Source organism: Massilia sp. MS-15, assembly GCF_020176695.1.
In the GTDB taxonomy this organism is placed as follows: domain Bacteria; phylum Pseudomonadota; class Gammaproteobacteria; order Burkholderiales; family Burkholderiaceae_D; genus Telluria; species Telluria hydrophila.
Genome location: NZ_JAIWIA010000018.1, coordinates 147,909 through 167,194, shown reverse-complemented (window position 1 = coordinate 167,194; position 19,286 = coordinate 147,909). Strand labels below are relative to the sequence as shown.

At 68.8% G+C, this 19,286-nt stretch carries 10 protein-coding genes; 4 read left to right on the top strand and 6 right to left on the bottom strand.

The window, feature by feature from the left end; translation table 11 throughout:
- Positions 1–111: 111 nt before the first annotated feature.
- The 4 genes from LCI23_RS08310 to LCI23_RS08295 all read right to left on the bottom strand — a co-directional run bounded on the left by LCI23_RS08310 (position 112) and on the right by LCI23_RS08295 (position 13,335).
- Positions 112–9,567, bottom strand: a complete 9,456-nt coding sequence (locus LCI23_RS08310) for an Ig-like domain-containing protein (protein WP_224945984.1) — start codon at positions 9,565–9,567, stop codon at positions 112–114.
- Between the two features lie 335 nt (positions 9,568–9,902).
- Positions 9,903–10,100: a hypothetical protein gene (locus LCI23_RS08305; RefSeq protein WP_224945983.1), complete on the bottom strand. Its 198-nt coding sequence runs from the start codon at positions 10,098–10,100 to the stop codon at positions 9,903–9,905.
- A gap of 219 nt (positions 10,101–10,319) precedes the next feature.
- Complete coding sequence (locus LCI23_RS08300; RefSeq protein ID WP_224945982.1) at positions 10,320–11,279, bottom strand: chemotaxis protein; 960 nt, start codon at positions 11,277–11,279, stop codon at positions 10,320–10,322.
- A 157-nt stretch (positions 11,280–11,436) separates the two neighbouring features.
- On the bottom strand, positions 11,437–13,335 hold the full coding sequence (locus LCI23_RS08295) for an AI-2E family transporter (protein ID WP_224945981.1): 1,899 nt from the start codon (positions 13,333–13,335) through the stop codon (positions 11,437–11,439).
- Between the two features lie 270 nt (positions 13,336–13,605).
- On the opposite strand from LCI23_RS08295, the gene LCI23_RS08290 reads away from it, so the two are divergent.
- Positions 13,606–14,112, top strand: a complete 507-nt coding sequence (locus LCI23_RS08290) for an SgcJ/EcaC family oxidoreductase (protein ID WP_224945980.1) — start codon at positions 13,606–13,608, stop codon at positions 14,110–14,112.
- A gap of 201 nt (positions 14,113–14,313) precedes the next feature.
- Here the strand turns inward: LCI23_RS08290 and LCI23_RS08285 are convergent, their stop codons facing one another.
- Entirely contained in the window at positions 14,314–14,742 is a 429-nt protein-coding gene (locus LCI23_RS08285) for a hypothetical protein (RefSeq protein ID WP_224945979.1), read from the bottom strand.
- A 776-nt stretch (positions 14,743–15,518) separates the two neighbouring features.
- Here LCI23_RS08285 and LCI23_RS08280 point away from each other — a divergent pair.
- On the top strand, positions 15,519–17,066 hold the full coding sequence (locus LCI23_RS08280) for a hypothetical protein (protein ID WP_224945978.1): 1,548 nt from the start codon (positions 15,519–15,521) through the stop codon (positions 17,064–17,066).
- A gap of 102 nt (positions 17,067–17,168) precedes the next feature.
- Positions 17,169–17,447 (top strand): hypothetical protein, encoded by a 279-nt coding sequence (locus LCI23_RS08275; RefSeq protein WP_224945977.1) that lies wholly within the window; start codon positions 17,169–17,171, stop codon positions 17,445–17,447.
- Positions 17,448–17,468: 21 nt separating this feature from the next.
- Here LCI23_RS08275 and LCI23_RS08270 read toward each other — a convergent pair whose 3' ends face one another.
- Positions 17,469–18,629 (bottom strand): tyrosine-type recombinase/integrase, encoded by a 1,161-nt coding sequence (locus LCI23_RS08270; RefSeq protein WP_224945976.1) that lies wholly within the window; start codon positions 18,627–18,629, stop codon positions 17,469–17,471.
- 106 nt (positions 18,630–18,735) lie between these two features.
- Between LCI23_RS08270 and LCI23_RS08265 the strand changes: the two genes are divergently transcribed.
- Positions 18,736–19,203: a DUF411 domain-containing protein gene (locus tag LCI23_RS08265; protein WP_374041154.1), complete on the top strand. Its 468-nt coding sequence runs from the start codon at positions 18,736–18,738 to the stop codon at positions 19,201–19,203.
- The last annotated feature ends 83 nt before the right edge of the window (positions 19,204–19,286 follow it).

Below are 19,286 nucleotides of genomic sequence, written 5' to 3'. Positions count from 1 at the left end.
ATCCTGGGTGCGAAGGGCGAGATTATAGCCAGATGGCGGCCCGAAGTCATTCGCCTTCGCGCGCACGGCCGGGGCGCGTTGTTGCGCCACCCCGGCCATGCCAGGATCACATCAGAACAGCCACAGGCCCTGGCCGGCGAACTGGGCGTTCGCGACCTCGCCGTTCTGCAGCCAGTTGCCGATCAGCTCGGCACGGTCGTGGGTGGCCAGGTAGGCCTCCCAGTAGGCCGTGCCGCCCGCAGCCGCCGCGTCCAGGCCTGCATTGTCGAACAGCGCCTTGACGAAGGCGGCGTCGTCCGTGCCCGCGTAGCGCGCCTTGAACTCCGCCGTGCCGGTGAAGTCGCGCACCAGCTGGGCGCCGTCGTCGCCGCGTCCCATCCACCATTGCAGGCCGGCCAGGTCGCCGGCGCGGTCGAACAGCGCCTGGTACAACAAGCCCAGCCGGGTCAGCTGCGCCATCTGGGCGGAGTTGCCCTGGAGGAAACCGAGGTCGATGATGCCGTCGCTGAACTCGGCCAGTTCGATGCCGGACAACTGGTCGACATCGTTGCCGGCGGCGCTGGCCACCTTCAGCTGGCCTGCGCGATCGATCATGAAGCGGTAGTCGCGCATGCTGCCGGCGTAGACGGCGGTATCGATGCCGTCGCCGCCGACCAGCAGGTCGCTGCCGGCGCCGCCCTCGAGCCGGTCGTCGCCGCTGCCGGCGATCCAGCCGTGCTCGCGGCCGACGCGCCCAAGGCCGATCAGGTAGCCGTCCGCGGTATGCCAGGCCTGGCGGTGTTCCAGGCTCTGGGCCAGGGCTTGCAGCAGCTCGGCCCGGCCCAGTGCCGGCGTGCCCGCGGCGCCCGCCAGCTGCGCGGTCCAGAACGCCAGCCCGCCGCTGTCGGCCGGGCGGCCGAAGGCGTTCTGGTACAGCGCCTGGACGAAGGCGGCATCGGACAGCCCGGCGCCGGCGCCATCCCTCCATTCGGTGGACTGCAGCAGCTGCCCGGCCACGGTGCCCAGGTCGGTGCCGGCCCAGTAGGCCAGGCCTTCCAGGTCGGGGGCGCGGCCGAAGGCCGCGTGGTACAGCAGCGACAGGCCCGACAGCGCCGCCTTGTCGGCGGCGAGGAAGGACAGTCCCTTTGCCGCGCCGTCCAGTTCGCCCAGCGCCAGGCGCTCGTCCTGGCCTGGCACGAACAGCGCCGTCTCGTGGCGCGCCTGCAGGACACCAGCCTCGTCCAGGAAGAACTGCCAGCCGCCCACGCTGCTGCGCCCGCCCTGCAGGACGTCGTCGCCGGCGCCGCCCGCAAGACGGTCGTTGCCGATGCCGCCGACCACGATGTCGTCGCCGTCCCCGCCGTCCAGCACGTCGTTGCCGCCGGCGCTGCTGATGATGTCGTTGCCGCCGCCGCCGAGCAGGATGTCGTCTTCGGCGCCCAGGAAGATGTTCTGGCTGGCGCCGTCGCCCACCACGTGGTTGCGGCCCTCGCCGCCACGCAGGGTGACCGCGCCGATGATCGCCGCGAAGTCCACGTGATTCAATTGCAGCGTGGCGCCGGCCGGCAGTCCGGTGGCGTCCACCACCAGGCCGATCGCGGTCTGGCCCGGGCCAGGAGCGCCGCGCGCACCGCTGCTGAGCAGGATGTCCGGCGGCGTGCCCGTGCCTGGCGCTGCCGAGAGCACCAGGGTGCTGGACTGCAGCAGGGTGTCGGGCGCCAGGCTGGACAGGAAATCGCGGCCTTGCCCGGCCAGGTCCTGGCGGGCGCCGGCGTCGGCGCCGGCATGCTGCTCGATGCGGCGGATCAGGTCGACCAGCGCCTGTCCATTGTCGAGCAGGCCCGACGGCCCCTCGGCGCGCATGCCGGTCCCGACCGGAAGGCTGAGCAGCAGATCGGTGCGCGGCCCGGATGCGCTGATCAGGCCGAGCGGAATGTCGGCCAGGCCGCCATGCGGGGATGCCGGATCGTCGGCGCGGGCCGGCGTCACGATCGGAACCGTGATGACCTTGCCGGGCAGGCCGGTGGCGGGATCGACCGTTCCGGTCTGGAGGGTGACCGGGACGCCGTCCACGGTGCCGGTGACCGGCGGCTCCACCTGCGGCGTGGTGATGGTATTGACCGCGAAGGCCTGCGAGGCCACGCTGCCGGCGCCGCCATTGCCGGCCATGTCGCGCACGCCGGCGAGGTCGAGGCTGATGTGGTTGACGGGTGCGCTGGTCTGCGCGGTTGGGGTGAACACCGCGCTCCAGGTGCGTCCGCCGTCGGTGCTGGAAAACGCGCCGAGGCTGCCGCCCGTGGCCTGCACGGCCGCCGGGTCGAAGCCGCTTACCGGCTCGCTGAAGGCGATGGTCACCTGCGCGTTGTCGCCTGCCGCCAGCGCGGTGTCCGAGATGCTCACGGTGGCGGTTGGCGCCTGCGTGTCGACGGTGTAGCTGGCGCCGACGGCGGTGCCGCTGCCGGCGTTGCCGGCCAGGTTGCGGATGCCGCCCAGGTCGAGGCTCACAGTGTTGCCGGCCACGCTGGTACCGGCCAGCGGGGCCAGGGCCACGGTCCAGGTCAGGCCGCCGTCGCTGCTGGCCAGGCCGGAGAGCACGGCGTTCGGCGCGCTTAGCCGGTCGAGCGTGAAGCCGGTGATGGCTTCGGTGAACACGATGGTGACGACCGCCGTCTCGCCGCTGGTCAGCATGCTGTCGGAAATGGCGATCGGCGCGGCGAGTGCCGGCCCGATGGTATTCACCGCGTATGCCGGGCTGCTGGCCACGCCGCTGCCCGCGTTGCCGGCCAGGTCGGTGATGCCCGCGTAGTCGAGGGTCAGTACATTGCCGCTGCTGCGGGCGCCGGCATGCGGCACCAGCAGCGCGGTCCAGGTAAAGCCACCATCCGCCGAAGCCAGGCCCAGCAGCGTGCCATCCGGCACGCGCACGTCCTCGGCCGTGAAGCCGCTCACCGCCTCGGTGAAGCTGAAGCTCACGGTCGTATGCTCGCCGCTCTTGAGCGTGTTCTGCGAGAAGCGGATGGGCGCGGCCAGGGCCGGCCGCGCGTTGTCCACCGCATAGCTGACGCTGGTGGCGCTGCCGGCGCCCACGTTGCCGGCCAGGTCGGTGATCCCGCCCAGGTCGAGCGTCAGCACGTTGGCGGCGCTGCTGGCGCCGGCGGCCGGCGCCAGGGTCGCGCTCCAGCTGATGCCGCCGTCCTGCGAAGCCAGGTCGGACAGGCTGCCGTTCGGCACGCTGACGTCGTCCACGGTGAAGCCGCTCACCGCCTCGGTGAAGACAAAGCGGACGGTGGCCGTGTCGCCGGCCTTGAGCGCCGTGTCGGACACCGGGATCGCCGCGGCCAGGGCCGGGCCCTGGGTCTCGACCGAATAGCCGAGGCTGCGGGCGGTGCCGCGGCCGGCATTGCCCGCGAGGTCGCCCACGCCGCCGAGGACCAGGCTGAGGACGCCGCTGCCGGTAGCGCCGGCAGCGGGCACCAGCGTAGCGCTCCAGGTGACGCCGCCATCGGCCGAGCCCAGGTTCGCCAGGCTGCCGTTGGCGACGCTGACGTCGGCTTCGGTGAAGCCCGTGACGGCTTCGGTAAAGACGAAGCTGACGGTGGCCGTCTCGCCGGCTTTCAGCGTGGTGCTGGACAGCGCGATCGCGGCGGCGAGCGCCGGGCGCTGGGTGTCGACCGCGTAGCTGGCGCTGCTGGCGGTGCCGCTACCGGCGTTGCCCGCCAGGTCGCTGAGGCCGGCCAGGTCGAGGCTCAGCACATTGCCGGTGCTGCTGGCGCCGGCGCCGGGATGCAGGGTGGCGGTCCAGGTGATGCCGCCGTCGTTTGAACTCAGGTCGGACAGGCTGCCGTCCGGCACGCTGACGTCGTCCACGGTGAAGCCGCTCACCGCCTCGGTGAAGACAAAGCGGACGGTGGCCGTGTCGCCGGCCTTGAGCGCCGTGTCGGACACCGTGATCGCCGCGGCCAGGGCCGGGCCCTGGGTATCGACCGAATAGCCGAGGCTGCTGGCGGTGCCGCTGCCGGCCTTGCCGGCAAGGTCGGCCAGGCCGCCCAGGTCCAGGCTGAGGACGCCGCTGCCGGTAGCGCCGGCAGCGGGCACCAGCGTAGCGCTCCAGGTGACGCCGCCATCGGCCGAGCCCAGGTTCGCCAGGCTGCCGTTCGCGACGCTGACGTCGGCTTCGGTGAAGCCCGTGACCGCTTCGGTAAAGACGAAGCTGACGGTGGCCGTCTCGCCGGCTTTCAGCGTGGTGCTGGACAGCGCGATCGCGGCGGCGAGCGCCGGGCGCTGGGTGTCGACCGCGTAGCTGGCGCTGCTGGCGGTACCACTACCGGCGTTGCCCGCCAGGTCGCTGAGGCGGGCCAGGTCGAGGCTCAGCACATTGCCGGTGCTGCTGGCGCCGGCGCCGGGATGCAGGGTGGCGGTCCAGCTGATGCCGCCGTCGTTTGAGCTCAGGTCGGACAGGCTGCCGTCCGGCACGCTGACGTCGTCCACAGTAAAACCGCTGACCGCCTTGGTGAAGACGAAGCCGACGGTGGCGCTGTCGCCGATCCGCAGTGCCGTGTGCGAGATCGAGATCGGCGCGGCCAGCTGCGGCGCCGTGGTATCGACGGCATAGTTCGCGCTGCTGGCCATTCCGCTGCCGGGATTGCCGGCGAGGTCGGTCAGGCCCGTGTAATCCAGCGTGAGGACGTTGGTGGCGTCCGTGACGCCGCTGTCCGGGGTGAGGCTGGCGGTCCAGGTGATGCCGCCATCGGCCGAAGCCAGGCCGGTCAGGGTGCCGTTGGGCACGGTCACGTCCGCCGTCGTGAAACCGGTCACCGCTTCGGTGAAGGTGAAGCTCACGGTGGCGCTGTCGCCGCTCTTGAGCGCGGTATCGGAGATGGCGATGGCAGCGGCCAGGGCCGGACGGACGGTGTCGACCGCGTAGTTGCCGCTGTCGACGCTGCCACTGCCCACGTTGCCCGACAGAGTGGCGATCCCGCCCAGGTCGAGGCGCAGCACATTGGCGGCAGCGCTGGCGCCGGCGGCGGGCGTCAGGGTGGCGGTCCAGCTGACGCCGCCGTCGCCCGAGGACAGCCCGGACAGGGTGCCGTTCGATACGCTCACGTCGGCGACGGTAAACCCGATGACCGGCTCGGTGAACACGAAGCTGACCGTGGCGCTGTCGCCGATCCTGAGTGCGGTATCGGAGAGCGCGATCGGCGCGGCCAGCGTCGGCACCGTGGTCCGGACAGCATAGCCGGGGCTGGCGACGCTGCCGGCGCCGGCGTTGCCAGCCAGGTCGGCGATGCCGGCGTAGTCCAGGACCAAGACATTGGAAGCGGCGCTCACGCCCGCGGCCGGAGTGAGGGTCGCGGTCCAGGTCAGGCCGCCGTTGGCCGAGCCCAGGTTCGAGAGCGTGGCGTTGGGCGCGGCCACGTCGGCGCTGGTAAAGCCGGTTACCGGCTCGGTGAACGTGAAGGTGACGGTGGCGCTCTCTCCCACTGTCAGGCTGGTATCGGAGATCGCGATGCTGGCAGCCAGGGCAGGACGCACGGTATCGACACTGTAGTTGCCACTGGCGACGATGGCACTGCCGGCGTTGCCTGCGAGGTCGGCAATGCCGGTGTAGTCAAGGTGCAGAACGTTCGTGGCGTCGCTGATGCCGGCGACGGGGGTGAGGGTGGCAGTCCAGGTGATGCCGCCGTCGCTCGAACTCAGGCCGCCAAGCGTCGCATTCGGCACGCTCACGTCGGCCACGGTAAAGCCGGTCACGGCCTCGGTGAAGGTGAAAGTCACGGTGGCAGTGTCGCCGATCCTGAGCGCCGTGTCCGAGATGGCGATGCCGGCGGCCAGGCTCGGTCGCGTGGTATCGACGGCGTAGTTGCCGCTGTTGGCGCTGCCGCTGCCGGCGTTGCCGGCCAGGTCGGCGATGCCGGCATGGTTCAGGGTCAGCACATTGGACTGGGCGCTGGCGCCGGCGGCGGGCGTGAGGGTGGCGGTCCAGGTGCGGCCGCCGTCGCTCGAACTCAGGTTCGTGAGCGAGGCGTTGGGCACCGTGACGTCGCCCGTGGTGAATCCGGTGACCGCTTCGGTGAAGACAATGGTGACGGTGGCGGTCTCGCCGATCCTGAGTGCGGTATCGGAAAACGCGATCGCGCCGGCGAGCAGCGGTGCGCTCTGGTCGATCGTATAGGCCTGGCCGTCCGTGAAGCCGCCGGACAGGGCCTGGCCACTGCCGTTGGCAATGCCGGTCGCGCCGGAATTCAGGTTCAGGCGCAGGCTGCCGTTGCCGCTGATGTTGGCGACGGTGACGGTGTAGGTGCTGCCCGAGCCGCTGACGCCGGCGATGCTGCCGGTCGCGCCACTGCCGCTCAGGGTGAAGTCGCTCGCGTCGACGCCGGTGACGCTCTGCGAAAACGTGACGGTGTAGTCGACGCTGGTGGCGTTGGTGAGCGCCTGGCCCACCCGCTCGATGGCGAGCACGCTTGGCGCCAGCGCCGCCACGAGCACGCCGCTGGTGGACGCGACGCCGTTGAGCGCCATGGCCGCGGCATTGCCGGCCGCATCGCGGATCGTGCCGCCGTTGAGCGAGATGCCGGTGCCCAGGGCGACGCCATTGCTGTCGGCATTGCCGGCGCCGATGGTATAGCTGAAGCGCAGGGCGGTGCTGCCCGAACCGCTGGCATAAGAAGCCTGGACCACGCCGCCGGTGTCGAGGCCCAGGTAGATCACGGGCGTGCCGCCGCTGGTGTCGACCACGACCGCTTCATTGAAGTGGACGGTGAAGACCAGTTCGTCCCCCAGGCCATAGGTGCCGGACGCCGGCACCGACACGGTGCTGACCGCGGGCGCCGTATGGTCGAAGACGATGGTCTGGCCGCCGGTGAAACCGCCGGAGGCGTTGCCGCCGTCGTCGATGATGCCGGTGCCGCTGCTCTTGAGGTCGAGGCGCAGGGTGCCGTCGCCGCTGATGCCGGCGATGCTGACGGTATAGGTGCTTCCGCTTCCGCTGACCGCAGCGATGGTGCCGGAGGCCGTACCGGTGCCGGTCAGCTGGAAGTCGTTCAAAGTGATGCCGCTCACGCTGCTGTCGAACGTCACGATGTAGCTGGCGGTCGTGGCGCTGCTGGTGGCCGGGCCGACCCGCGTGATCGCGCTCACCGCGGGCGCCAGCGTATCGAAGCTCAGCGCCGGCGTGGCGCCGCTGCCGCCCCCATTTCCCGCCGCGTCGACATAGCTTCCGGCGCTGACGGTGATGCTGGCGCTGCCGCTGTTGACGCCGCCGGTCGGGGTGAAGGTGGCGGTGCGGGTGGTGCCGGTGCCGGCGATGGCGCTCAGCGTGCCGCCACTCACGCTAACGTCGCCGCTGCTGCCGTCCCAGGTGAAGCTCGCGCCCGGGTCTTCGCTGAAGGTGAAGGTGATGGTCGCGGTTTCGCCGGCCTTGAGGGTGCTCTGGTTGCTGGTGATCGCCAGCGTGGGCGCGCTACGGTCGAGGGTCAGGTTGACGCCGGCGGTGGCGGCGCTGGTCTGGGTGGCGTCGGCCGACTGCACCTGGGCGTAGGCCCGGTAGGCGCCATCGGCCAGGCCGGCGACGTTGATGCCGTTGACCGTCCAGTTGCCGTTCGCGAGCATGGCGGTATTGCTCGGGTCGATGCCGGCATCGTAGACGCCGTTGCCGTTCCGGTCGACGAAGACACGCACCGTGCTGCTGGTGTCGGCGTCGCCGCTGGTGCCGCTGAAGGACAGGGTGCTGGCATTGGTGAGCTTGTCGGTGTTGCTGTTGCCACTGTCGCTGGCGGGCGCAAGGTCGGGCGCGCCTGGCGCGGCCGGCATGACGTTGACCGTGATGGTGCGGGTGGCGGTGCCGCTGGCGTCGCTCACCTGTACCGTGAAGCTGTCGCTGCCGGCGAAGCCGGCCAGCGGCGTGTACGTCAGGATGCCTCCGGGCGCGATGCTGCCGCTGCCGCTTGTGGCCGTGGCGCCGCTCAGCGTCAGGTTGCCGTGGCTGGGTGCGGCCGACTGCGTCCAGGTCAGGGTCTGGTCGGGATCGGCGTCGGCGACGCGCAACAGGCTCTTGATGTCGGTGGCGGCCGCGTTCTGGGCCAGGGACAACACCGTGCCGCCCGGGAGGAACACCGGGTTGTCGTTCACCGACTGCGACACGACGGTGGTCACGCTGTTGGTGGCGGCCGGGGCCACGCCGTCGCTGATGCTGATGGTGAAGGTGGTCGTCTCCGTCAAGCCGGGCTTCACGCGGTTCTGTGCCGGCTGGTAGGACAGGGTGCGCACGGCCGCCTGGATCGCGGACGGCGAGGCGGGCGCGTGGACGTAGGTCAGGCCGCCGTCGACGGTGCTGAAACCCGACGCGGCCAGGGAAGACGGCGTGAACGCGCCCTTGGCCGCGGAATCGAGCCTGATGGTGACGGTCTCGGTGGCACCGGCATCCGGGTCGGTGAACACGATGCCGATGAACGGCAGGATGGTCCCGGTATCGGCGACGGGCTGGTTGGGCGTCGCGCCGCTGATGGTGGGCGCCGTATTATTCGAAACAGGCGCGGTCGACCCGCTGCCGATGGTGAAATTGGTGAAGTTGAGGGTGCTGGCTGAATCGTCCGCATCCCCGGTGAAGTAGATACGGAAGGAATCGATCAGCAGATCCGTGCTGGCGCCCAGCACGATCCCGTATTGCGCTTCCTTGTTTGGACTATCCACGCCGGTGGTGATGTACTGCCGTTGTCCATTCGCCAGCCCTTCCACGCGGATGTTGGAAAAGTTGTTGGTGTTGACGTGACTGCCCATGAAGTCGCCGACATTGATCCCCTGCAGCTTGAAGCTGCCGGGATTGACCAGCGCCACCTCGATGTAGGCGGTGAAGGTGCCCATCGGGTCGTATTGCTCGATGTAGGCGCCGTTCACGTCGCCGGCAACGTTCCAGTTCTGGTTGCCGCCGATGGCACCGGTCACGCGGAAGAAACCGTTCTGCATGAGGTCGGTGACTTCGTTATAGCCGTCGAAGGTTTGCACACCGCTGGGAAAGGGCGCCAGCAGGCCGTCGAAGGCGGCGGCGCTGGCCGCGTCCAGCAGCGGCGACGTCTCGATTGGGCCATGGGCGGCTTCCAGGGTCCAGTTGCCGCCGCGGGCAGCCGCCCCGGTAGGATCGGTGGATGCCGCGACGTCGGCCCCGGTAGCCTGCGCCAGCAGCGCCAGGAAACCGGCGCCGGCGGCTCCCGCGCCGACATCGCAGCCATACAGGAGGATGTCCGCCTGCGGCGCCAGGGCGGCACCGATGCGCGCCAGGTCGGCGGCACGCGCCGCCATCGTATTGGCGTCCAGCGCCAGGGTGCCGAGCGACAGCACGCCCGGCCTGCCGTGTGAAATAAGGTGGAGCGCGTCGATGCTGCTCCGCCCATCCAGGACCTCGGCCATGCGCGTCAGGCCGTCCTCTCCGGCTGCCAGCAGGTGGATTTCGGTACCAGCCGCCAGCCCGGCCAGCAGGGTCTGGTAGCCCTCAACCGCCGTATCGACGAAAACGATGGCAAGTGCACCCGGGCCGGAAGGCGCCGTGTCGAGTTCGGATGCTGGGGCGGGGGAGGAGCTAGGCAGGGTCATGGGCGCGGAAGATGGTCAGGGTGTATGTCGGAAGGGCGGGTGCAGCGCACGCGCATGGCGCAGGGCGCAGCGCGACTTGTAGCGCGACTCGTGGCTCGATTCGTGGCGCACATGTTTATCCGCTACAAATAGAATTGCACGATTCTAACTATTTTTCTGTCCGGAAAGAACATAATTTGATGATTTCGCCAGGATGCGGAACAGTTTTTCGCAACAAGGTACAGCGCGCTGACGGTCGGGCACGACCGTCAACTGCCTGAACATGATGGAAGTGATTGTGTGCCGCAGGCGATACGGGAGCGGCGTAGCGTCGGCTGGCGCGGCCGCTGCGGACCTCAGTCGTTCCTGGGGAAGCGGCGCCGTTCGGTGCGGCGCCGCCGTTCGGGCTGCTCGATGACGCGCAGCAGGATGTCGCGTGGAATGCGGCAGTTGTCGAGGTAATCGAGGGCGAAACGCAGGCCGCGGGTCTCCGCCAGGAAAAAGGCGTACTCGGCAGTTACTGCGGTCTCGTCATCGCGTCGTCGTTGGGGCATGATCGCTCTCTGCGGAAAGGCGCTGGCGCCGGTTTCCCGCGTGTCGGGAAGGCAGCTCGCTGCTCCGCCTGTTGTCAATATTATATCTGCTGGCGGCAGCGACGCGATCGAATATGTTAGCGTGTGTTACAGGGCGGCCACGGCAGGCGCCGGCGCCGGGACGGCCGGCGCCGGCCATCCACGGTATGGCGGCGGCGCCTGGCCTTACTGGGAAGCAAATTACTGGCGAAGCAGGCGGCGGATCGTGCCCGCCAAGTCTTCGGCCGAGAACTTGGCGACGTAGGCATCGGCCTGCACGTTCCTGACGTGTTCCTCGTTGGTGGTGCCCGACAGCGAGGAGTGGATCACCACCGGCATGCCGGCGAAGCGCGCGCTCTTCTTGATGTTGCGGGTGAGGGTGAAACCATCCATCTCCGGCATCTCGAGGTCGGTCAGCACGAGCGCGACCTTGTCGTGCACGGTCTTGCCTTCGGCCTCGGCGGTGTTGGCGATGCTGTTGAGCTGGTCCCAGGCTTCCTTGCCGCTCTTGGCCATGATGAAGGGCAGGCCCATCGCTTCCAGGCCCTGCTCGATCAGTGCGCGCGCCACCAGCGAATCGTCGGCGGCGAGCACCACCGAGCCGGGCTTGATCAGGATTTTGGCGCCGACCGTCTGCTGGTTGATTTCCGGACCCGACTCCGGGTTCATGTTGCGCAGGATGGTTTCGACGTCGAGTACCTGGGCCAGCGGCCCCGGCTCGCCATTCTCGCCCGGCAGGCGCGCGATGCTGGTGACCATCCCGCTGCCGGCGGTGCGCTCGGCCGACATCACCTGGTTCCAGTCCAGGCGCACGATGTCTTCCACGCTCTCCACGGCAAAGCCCTGGGTGGTGCGGGCGAATTCGGTCACCAGCATGATGTTCAGCCCTGTCTTCGGCTTGACACCGGCGATGGCCGGCAGGTCCAGCACCTGGATGATCTGGCCGCGCAGGTTGACCACGCCCAGCACATGGGGCATCGATCCGGCGACGGCGGTGATCTCGGGCATGGCCACGATCTCACGGATCTTGAACACATTGATGCCGAACAGTTCGCTGCGCTCGCCCGTTTCGTCGCCGCCGAGGCGGAACAGCAGGAGCTCGAACTTGTTGTTGCTGATGAGGTTACTGCGCTCGTCGACTTCTTGTTGAACCGATTTCATATCTGCCGTTATGGATGCAAAGTGAAAGAATCATGCCTATGGGAAAGCATTTTACGTGCGATCCATCGCAAAACGTAAAGACTCCATGAAAACCCTGCGATTTCTCAGCCGGCAAGCGCTGGAAAACAACAAATTGTGGCGGCGCCCGCGCCTGTGATTAACGCAGGGCGTCGCCGGCGGCGACCGCGGGCGGCGCCGCGGTGCGCGCCGCGCCGCTGCGGTCCGGCGCCACGAAGGCCAGGCCTTCCTCGAAGGAACGCAGGATCATGTCGACGTAGGCTTCCACCAGCGCGCGCTTGGGCAGTTGCTCGTCGTAGGGCAGCAGCACCGTCACCATCAGGGCTTCCGGCAGATCCGCCCGCAGTTCGGCCACGGCGGTGCGCCAGGCCTCGAAGTTGTCCTGGCGCGGATAGGTGATGAACACGGTCGACACCAGCTCGGCGCCGGTATCGGGACGCGCCAGCGGGGTACCGATCACCAGGCTGCGCGCATCGACGTCGCCTTCGCGCAGGGCGCGCACCAGCAGCTCTGTCAGGAACTCGTCGCGCTCGGACGGCAGGCCGGCGCACAGCACGATCGAGCCGACCGGCACGTCGAGCGAGCCCTGCCAGCGGCCGAAACGCGCCTCGCGCATCTGGCGCAAATGGGCGCCGATGTTCGCGTCCAGCAGCGGCACCGCCTTGCGCCGTCCGCGCGCGCCGATGTCGGACGCGCTCGCCACCGTTTCGGCGATGTTCGCGATCACTTCGCGCATCCGTGCTTCCTGGGCCTTGTCGATGGCCCCGGTGCCGAGGTCGGATACCGCCATGCGCAGGCCGGGCAGCAGCACGTGGTCGCAATAGCGCGCGAAGCTGTAGCGGCGCACATAGGTGCGCGCATCCTTGGTCAGTTCGTCGGCTTCGCCGGCCAGCACGCGCTGGTGGAAGCGCTCGGCGTCCGACATGTTGGGCGCGTCGCCAAGCAGGATGGTGATCGGCGCCAGCGCCCGCAGGTGGCGTCCGGCCACGACCAGGCACAGGGTGAGCGGGGTGGACAGCAGCAGGCCGACCGGCCCCCACAGCGCGCCCCAGAACAGGGCCGAGACGATCACCGCCAGCGGCGACAGGCCGGAGCTGTGCCCGTAGACTTTCGGCTCGATGAAGTTGGCCAGCACCAGCTCGAAGGCGAGGAACAGGCTCATGCAGGTAAGCGCCAGCGTCCAGCCAGGGTCGATCGCGGCCACGAACACGGCGATGATGGCGCCCGCCAGCAGCACGCCCAGGTAGGGCACGAAGCGCAGCACCCCGCTCAGCACGCCCCACAGCACCGCGTGCGGCACCCCGGCCAGCCACAGCGACAGGCCGATCACCAGCCCGAAGGCGCTGTTCACGACGAACTGCGAGAAGAAGAAGCGCGACACGCCCTGGGCTGCGTCGCCCAGCGTACGGATGGTGCGGCTGACCTCGGCCTGGCCGGCCAGGCGTACCAGGCGGTCGCGCAGCGACCCCTGTTCGAGCAGGATGAAGACCAGCAGGATCAGCACCACGCCGGCCTCGCCGAGCGGGCCCCAGACCAGGTTGATGACCCGGCCCAGCGTGTCCTTCATGGTACGCGGGGTGCGCACCTCGACCGGCAGCGGCTGGTTCGGCGTGAGCACCAGGCTGCCGCGCCGGATGCGCGCCGCCTCGGTGGCCGGCGTCGGCGCCACGGCGCTCAGTTCGGCTTCGAGGCGGGTGATCGGGCGTTCCACCACTTCGCGGACCTTGGCCACCTTGGTCTTGATCGCGGCCCGGTACTGCGGCAGGTCGCGGGTAATGGTCACCAGCTGGTCGAACAGCACCGCGCCGACCCCGCCCACGCAGGTGGCGACCAGGGCCACCGACAGCAGCACCGCCGGCATGCGCGCGAGCCCGGCCCGGGTCATGCTGCGCACCAGGGGCGCCAGCACCAGGCTCAGGATCATGGCCAGCGCGAGCGGCTCGAGCACTTCACGTCCGAAATACAGCAGGGCGACGACGCAGGTAGCGCTGACGACGGTACTGGCCGTCAAGCGCAGGGAAGGGGGCAGGGCATTCATGCAGGCGGTCGTGGGCTCGGCGGATGGAAACTGGGTATGTATAAAGGAAAACGCCGGCTTCGCCAAGTTATGGATAAGGTGGCTTGCTCCCGCGGTGGACCATCAACGCATCACCCGGGCAAACGGTGCACCAAAAACCTGTGCTCAGAGACATTTCTTTATATGTGGGTCGGCACGATCGCTCCCGATGCATACCCGATTCCCGTAGCCGGGGCCGTCAGCCTTGGCTAGAATCGGCGGCATTCACCACATCACCGCCGGGGACGTCCCATGCTCAAGCTGTTCGCCGTACCGTTCATTGCCGCCGTATTCGCGGCGCCTGCCATCGCCCAGGAGCTGCCTTCGGTCACGCTGCCTGCCGACGTCGACCAGCTGCTGCGCGCCTACGAACGGGCCTGGGCCGCCAACGATGCCGCCGGGCTGGCCGCGCTGTTCGCGCCGGATGGCTATGCGCTGCCCAGCGGGCAAGCGCCGGCGCGCGGGACCGACAGCATCCGCCGCGCCTATGCCGGTGGTGGCGGGCAGCCGACCACGTTGCGCGCGCTCGAGTACCGCGTGTCCGGCGACCTGGCCTACATGGTGGGAGCCTATGGTCCGGCGCAGTCGCGGCAGGACTTCGGCAAGTTCGTGCTGGTGCTGCGCCGGGTGGATGGGCGCTGGCTGATCGCCGCGGACATCGAGAACGCGAACCAGCGCATGGGACCGCCGCAGCGGCCGCTGGCCAAGCCGGCACCGCTGGTGCAGGTGCCGGATGCCGCGGTGGTGCCTGCGGCCTGATGCCAGGCCAGGCCAGGCAGGAGATTCCTGTGCGACCCTGGAAAAACAGCAATGATCACGTCGTTGAGCACGGTGATCAGCCTGATGTCGGCTGGCCGGCCAAAGTACGCATAATCTATATTATGTTAAATACGTTATCTGGATGCGTAGCGCGCAAGCCCTGTTCTTGCGGAAATGCGCACGTGATTTGTGCCGACCGGGTCACTCCTCGTCCGGATAGCGATACGTCTTGGCGACCTCGATGCGAACCGGCTGTTCCAGGATGACACGCGCCTCGATCGTGGTGACGCGCCGTGCGCGCCTGGCGTTCTCCTTCGGCATGCCGCGGAAGTGTTCGTTGGCGACGCCGTTGAAACGGCACACCTGTGGCGCTCCCTCGACACAGATGGCGCCACGCCGCGCCAGATAATCCCCGTCGATGCCCTGGCCGGGCTGCAATCCATGTTCGAGCTCGCGCCGCAGGTATCGGGCAAGGCCTTCTTCCGAGGACATGTACATCCCGCGCATGAACGCGAGGATCCGCTCGTCGCCGTTGCCGCGATAAGCGACGCCGACGCTCGGAAACCAGTTCACGCATCCCGCGAGGACCAGGCATGCTGACAACAACGATATGCTGCGATTCCACTGCATGAAGGCCTCCGTGAACAGAACGCACGATTGTAGCCCGCCGCGGGCGCACGCAATCTATCCGATACTTGCGGCCGGCACCGGACCCGGCCGCTGCACGCAGGCCAGGCGCATGGGGTGATCCGAAGCGGCGCCCGGGCCTCGCACGTGCCTGGCGGTGCTTGCCTGGCGGGCGAGATTCTTGCGCGCTGCTGGCGTCCAAGCCCCGGCCTAGCGCGCTGGGAGCGTCGCGTTTCGCCGCTGTTCGCCGGTGCATGGTCGCATCTTGATGGATGGCGGTGTGAAACCGCCCGTGGTGCCGCGCCTGGTGGGGCGACGTGGGCAGCGCCGAATAGGATGGGCATGTCAGCGGCAGACGGCTCTCGAGGGGCGACGCAGTGGTGAGGCAAGGCGTCGGCCGTGCCGAGACCGGGAAGGCTAGCCTCTTCCTGGGATCATGGTCCGGAACACACTCACTCGACATTATATATGCTAATGTCGAGTGAAATATGGAACGTACATGCCAGAAAGGCGCTGATCTTGGAAGAAACATGCTATGACGCGGGCGTGGAAAGCGAATCAGTCGGGCAACGTGCTCTCGCTTCCAGCATGCCGCGTGCCGCCAGTCCGCGCCGCAAACCGGATAAGCATACCGGAAACATTCCTATTGTAGAGATAGCAAGTTAGAATCTGCCCCGTTTTCGTCACCGTCACAAGGATCCCGCAGCGCCCGGCCTGGCCAGATGGCCCGCTTCCGCCTCCGGCAGCGCTGCCTCATCATTCCCATGCAGCGCACCTCCATGCAGCGTTTCCTCCCGGCCCGTCCCGCCGGTCGCCTGGCCTTGTTCATCGCCCTGTTGTCGCTTGCCGCCCTGCTGCTGACCCGCCCGTCGAAGAGCGGCGACTTCCAGGAATACGCCTTGATGACGATCGCCCTCGCCAGCCATGGCAGCCCCGCCTTCACCCTGGCCGACCTCGAGCGCTCCGCCGCCCTGTCGCCCGAACCGGGCTTCGTGGCCGTGCACGATAAGCTGCGCAGCGGCATGCAGCGCGGCGATCCGCATCCCTTCCCCGGCTTCATCCGCGGCAGCGACGGTGGCTACTACGCCATCCACTTCTTCGCCTATCCGGCCCTGGCCGCCCTGCCCTTCAAGCTGATCGACGCCGTCGGCGGCAAGCCCTTCAAGGCCTTCCAGGTGGTGAACCTGGCGGCGCTGGCGATCCTCGCGGTGGCCCTGTTCCGCTTCACAGGCTCGGCGCCGCGCGCGATGTTCGGTACCGTGTTCTTTCTGCTCTCCGGGGGGCTGCTGTATTCGAACTGGTCGAGTCCCGAATTCTTCAGCGCCTGCGCACTGCTTTCAGCGCTGCTGCTGACCCTTGCCGGCCGGCCCTTCCCCGGCGCCGTGCTGGCCGGCGTGGCGGCGATGCAGAATCCGCCGCTGGTGCTGTTCGCGCTGTTCGCACCGCTCATTCGCGCCGCTTATCTTTACGCGCACGACGGCCTGTCCGCGCGTGCGGCGCTGCGCACGATGTTCGGCCTGCCCACGCTGCTGGCATCGGTGCTGGTGGCGGCGCTGGCGGCCGTTCCGGTGCTGTTCAACCAGGCGCTGTTCGGCATGCCGAGCGTGATCGCGCATTTCTCCACCTATCCGCCGCTGATGACGCCGGCGCGGCTGCTGTCCTTCTTCTTCGACCTGAACCAGGGCGCCATCGTCGGCCTGCCGGTGGCGATGCTGCTGGTCGCGCTGCATCTGGCCACGATGCGCGACCGGCCGCGCCTGCGCTGGCTGCCGCATGCGCTGGCCGCCATCCTGTTCAGCGTGGCGATGGCGATTCCCTCGCTGGCCACGGTCAACTGGAATTCCGGCGCGTCCGGCATGATGCGCTATGCGATGTGGGGCGGCATGCCGCTGTTCTACCTGGCCCTGGTCTACCTGCAGCGCCTGCCGCGCTGGCCGCTGGGGATGGTGGCCGCGATCCTGCTGGCCCAGGCCGGCATGGTGAAGTACGCGCGCAGCTACACGCACGTCGAGTTCAGCCCGGCGGCGCGCTTCGTGCTGGCCACCTTGCCGGGCTGGTACGAACCGGAGCCCGAGATCTTCATCGAACGTACGCTCGGAGAAGACGGCGCCGCGCATGGCGACGTGGTGGCGGCCTATCCTTCGCCGGCCGCGCCGGTGAAGATCGTGTTCAGCGCGACGAGCCGCGCCGCGCACGCAGCCCTGTGCGGCCCCGAGGGCGAAGTCGCGCTCGCGCGCGCCAGCGGCGGCTATCCAGGGGGCTGGACCTTCCTCGACGGCCCGCCCGTCTGCGCCCGCGGCGCCCCGCGCATGGGCGCGTCGCGCTGAAGCGGCGGCGCGGGTGCGCACGGCTGACGGCAAGCCGTTTGCATCCGCCCGCCTCCGTGGGCCAGAATGCAGCATGCGAACTGATCACGCGAAAGGACGAGCATGGGCATCACGGTCAAGAACACGACGCCGGACACGGCCAGGGTCACGCTGGTAGGCGAAATGATGGATGGCAGCTTCGACGCCAGGGTGATGGCGGAAACCGATGTCCCCTACACCAGGTACTGGGACAATGAACTCGAGCAGCGCATCGTCTACCTGCATCCGGATCCGCAGCAGTTGCAAGCCATCGTGGCGGCGCTCAATGAACGCCGCCTGTCGCTGGACGACCTGCAGAACTTCGGCAGCTCGACCGGCGGCAGCTCCGAACTGCCGATCTGAGACGAACACGCACGCACCCGCTCAGGGCAACAAGCGCGCGCCGGAACCGACGATCTCGTCGTGGCGTTCATGGTCGCGCTTGTGCAGATAGGCGGCCGTGGTGGCGATGTTCGCGTGGCCGGCCGTGTCCTGCAGTGTCTTGAGCTGCACGCCGCTGTTGGCGTGGTTGGTGAGCATGCTATGGCGCAGCCAGTGGGTCGAGGCCAGGCGCAGCGCGGCGGCGCTGTCGTCGTCGCCCTGGCTGGCGGCGCGCCCGGCAGCCGCCATGAACACCGCTTTCAGGGCTTCCGACGCGGCTTCGTCCGTGATGCGCACCGGCTCCTCGCGCCGGCTGGACAGGACCAGCGGCGTGCGGTCGGCGCGGCCGGCCTGCGGCGGCAAGCCGAAGGCCAGGCGGTAGTCGCGCAGCGCGGCCAGCATCGCCGGCGGCACCGGCAGGCGGCGCGGCCTGGCGCCCTTGCCCATCACGTCCAGCCACCAGCGGCCATCGCCTTCGCTGTAGATCGATCCCATGCTGGCGCCGACGATCTCGTTCAGGCGTGCCCCGGTCTGGGCGAACGCGACCAGCAGGAAGCGGTCGCGCTCGCGCTGGCGGATCGCCGCCGGCGTTTCGGCCACCCGCGCCGCCACCGCCTCCAGCGCATGGGCGATCGCCTGCGGGCTCAGGTAGCGCGTGATGCGGCTGCCTTGCGCCGCGCGCACGTTGCGCACCAGGCGCGCCGGATTGCGCCGCAGGTAGCCGGTCTGCTCGGCATAGCCCAGCAGGCCCTTGACGGCGATCATGGCCTGGCGCCGGCTGGCGTCCGAGAGTGGCCCGGAGAAAGGCCGGTAGCGCGGATCGGCGCGCGGCCACTTGGTGGCCGAGACCCATTCCGGCGGCGGATTGCGGATGAATTCCTTGTAGGCGTTCAGGTCGGCCACGGTCAGCTGCTGGAAGCGCTTGCGCGCCTCCTCGCGGCACCAGGTGAGGAAGCGGTACAGCTCCTTCTGGGTGTTGGCGACCGATTTCGGGCTCAGCTCGCCCTGGCCGATGTATTCGCGCGCCAGTTCGGCGTCCGATGTCGCGTCGGTGACCGGCTCGTCGGCGATGCCGCGAAACACGGCGCCACGCGCGCTGGCGGCCAGGCGCAGCGGCGAATCCTGCGGCAAGGGGTCGAGGTCGATCGGATGGAAACTGGGCATGGCGGCGATAGATACTGTGTTTATATACAGTATAACAGGCGGTCGCGTACCCACCAAGGGACGCTACGGCATAATGGCGGTTCTTCCCTAGCTTTCAGGAGCGACGATGTCCATGCCGTATCACTTCCTCTCCCTGGCGCGCGCGGGCGCCGTCCTTGCGCTGTCCCTGCCCCTGTATGCCGGTGCGGCCCAGCCCGCGACGCAGCCTGTCGTCGAGGTCTACAAGACCTCCAGCTGCGGCTGCTGCAAGGAATGGGTCAGGCACCTCGAAGCCGAAGGTTTCCATGTCAAGGCGCAGGACGTCGCCAACCCGTCGGACTACCGCGAGAAGTTCGGCATCCCGCAGCAGTACGGGTCTTGTCATACGGGACGGGTCGGCGGCTACGCGCTCGAAGGCCATGTGCCGGCGCGCGAGATCAGGCGCATGCTGCGCGAGCGGCCGAAAGCGCGTGGCCTGGCGGTGCCGGGGATGCCGGCGGGTTCGCCCGGGATGGAAGGCGCGCGCAAGGATGCCTACGACGTACTGCTGGTCAAGGATGGCGGCAAGGCCAGCGTGTACCAGTCCTATCGCTGAATGGCCGCGGCCGCAGCCGTTCCAGGCCGCGCGCCGCGCCCTGCCCCGCCGCCGCATAATGGGCGTCCAGCAAGCAAGGAGCG

What these genes read in the sequence shown, in the direction of transcription:
- LCI23_RS08310 (WP_224945984.1), bottom strand. Translation starts at nt 9,567, where the DNA reads ATGACCCTGCCTAGCTCCTCCCCCGCCCCAGCATCCGAACTCGACACG.
- LCI23_RS08305 (WP_224945983.1), bottom strand. Translation starts at nt 10,100, where the DNA reads ATGCCCCAACGACGACGCGATGACGAGACCGCAGTAACTGCCGAGTAC.
- LCI23_RS08300 (WP_224945982.1), bottom strand. Translation starts at nt 11,279, where the DNA reads ATGAAATCGGTTCAACAAGAAGTCGACGAGCGCAGTAACCTCATCAGC.
- LCI23_RS08295 (WP_224945981.1), bottom strand. Translation starts at nt 13,335, where the DNA reads ATGAATGCCCTGCCCCCTTCCCTGCGCTTGACGGCCAGTACCGTCGTC.
- LCI23_RS08290 (WP_224945980.1), top strand. Translation starts at nt 13,606, where the DNA reads ATGCTCAAGCTGTTCGCCGTACCGTTCATTGCCGCCGTATTCGCGGCG.
- LCI23_RS08285 (WP_224945979.1), bottom strand. Translation starts at nt 14,742, where the DNA reads ATGCAGTGGAATCGCAGCATATCGTTGTTGTCAGCATGCCTGGTCCTC.
- LCI23_RS08280 (WP_224945978.1), top strand. Translation starts at nt 15,519, where the DNA reads ATGCAGCGTTTCCTCCCGGCCCGTCCCGCCGGTCGCCTGGCCTTGTTC.
- LCI23_RS08275 (WP_224945977.1), top strand. Translation starts at nt 17,169, where the DNA reads ATGGGCATCACGGTCAAGAACACGACGCCGGACACGGCCAGGGTCACG.
- LCI23_RS08270 (WP_224945976.1), bottom strand. Translation starts at nt 18,629, where the DNA reads ATGCCCAGTTTCCATCCGATCGACCTCGACCCCTTGCCGCAGGATTCG.
- LCI23_RS08265 (WP_374041154.1), top strand. Translation starts at nt 18,736, where the DNA reads ATGTCCATGCCGTATCACTTCCTCTCCCTGGCGCGCGCGGGCGCCGTC.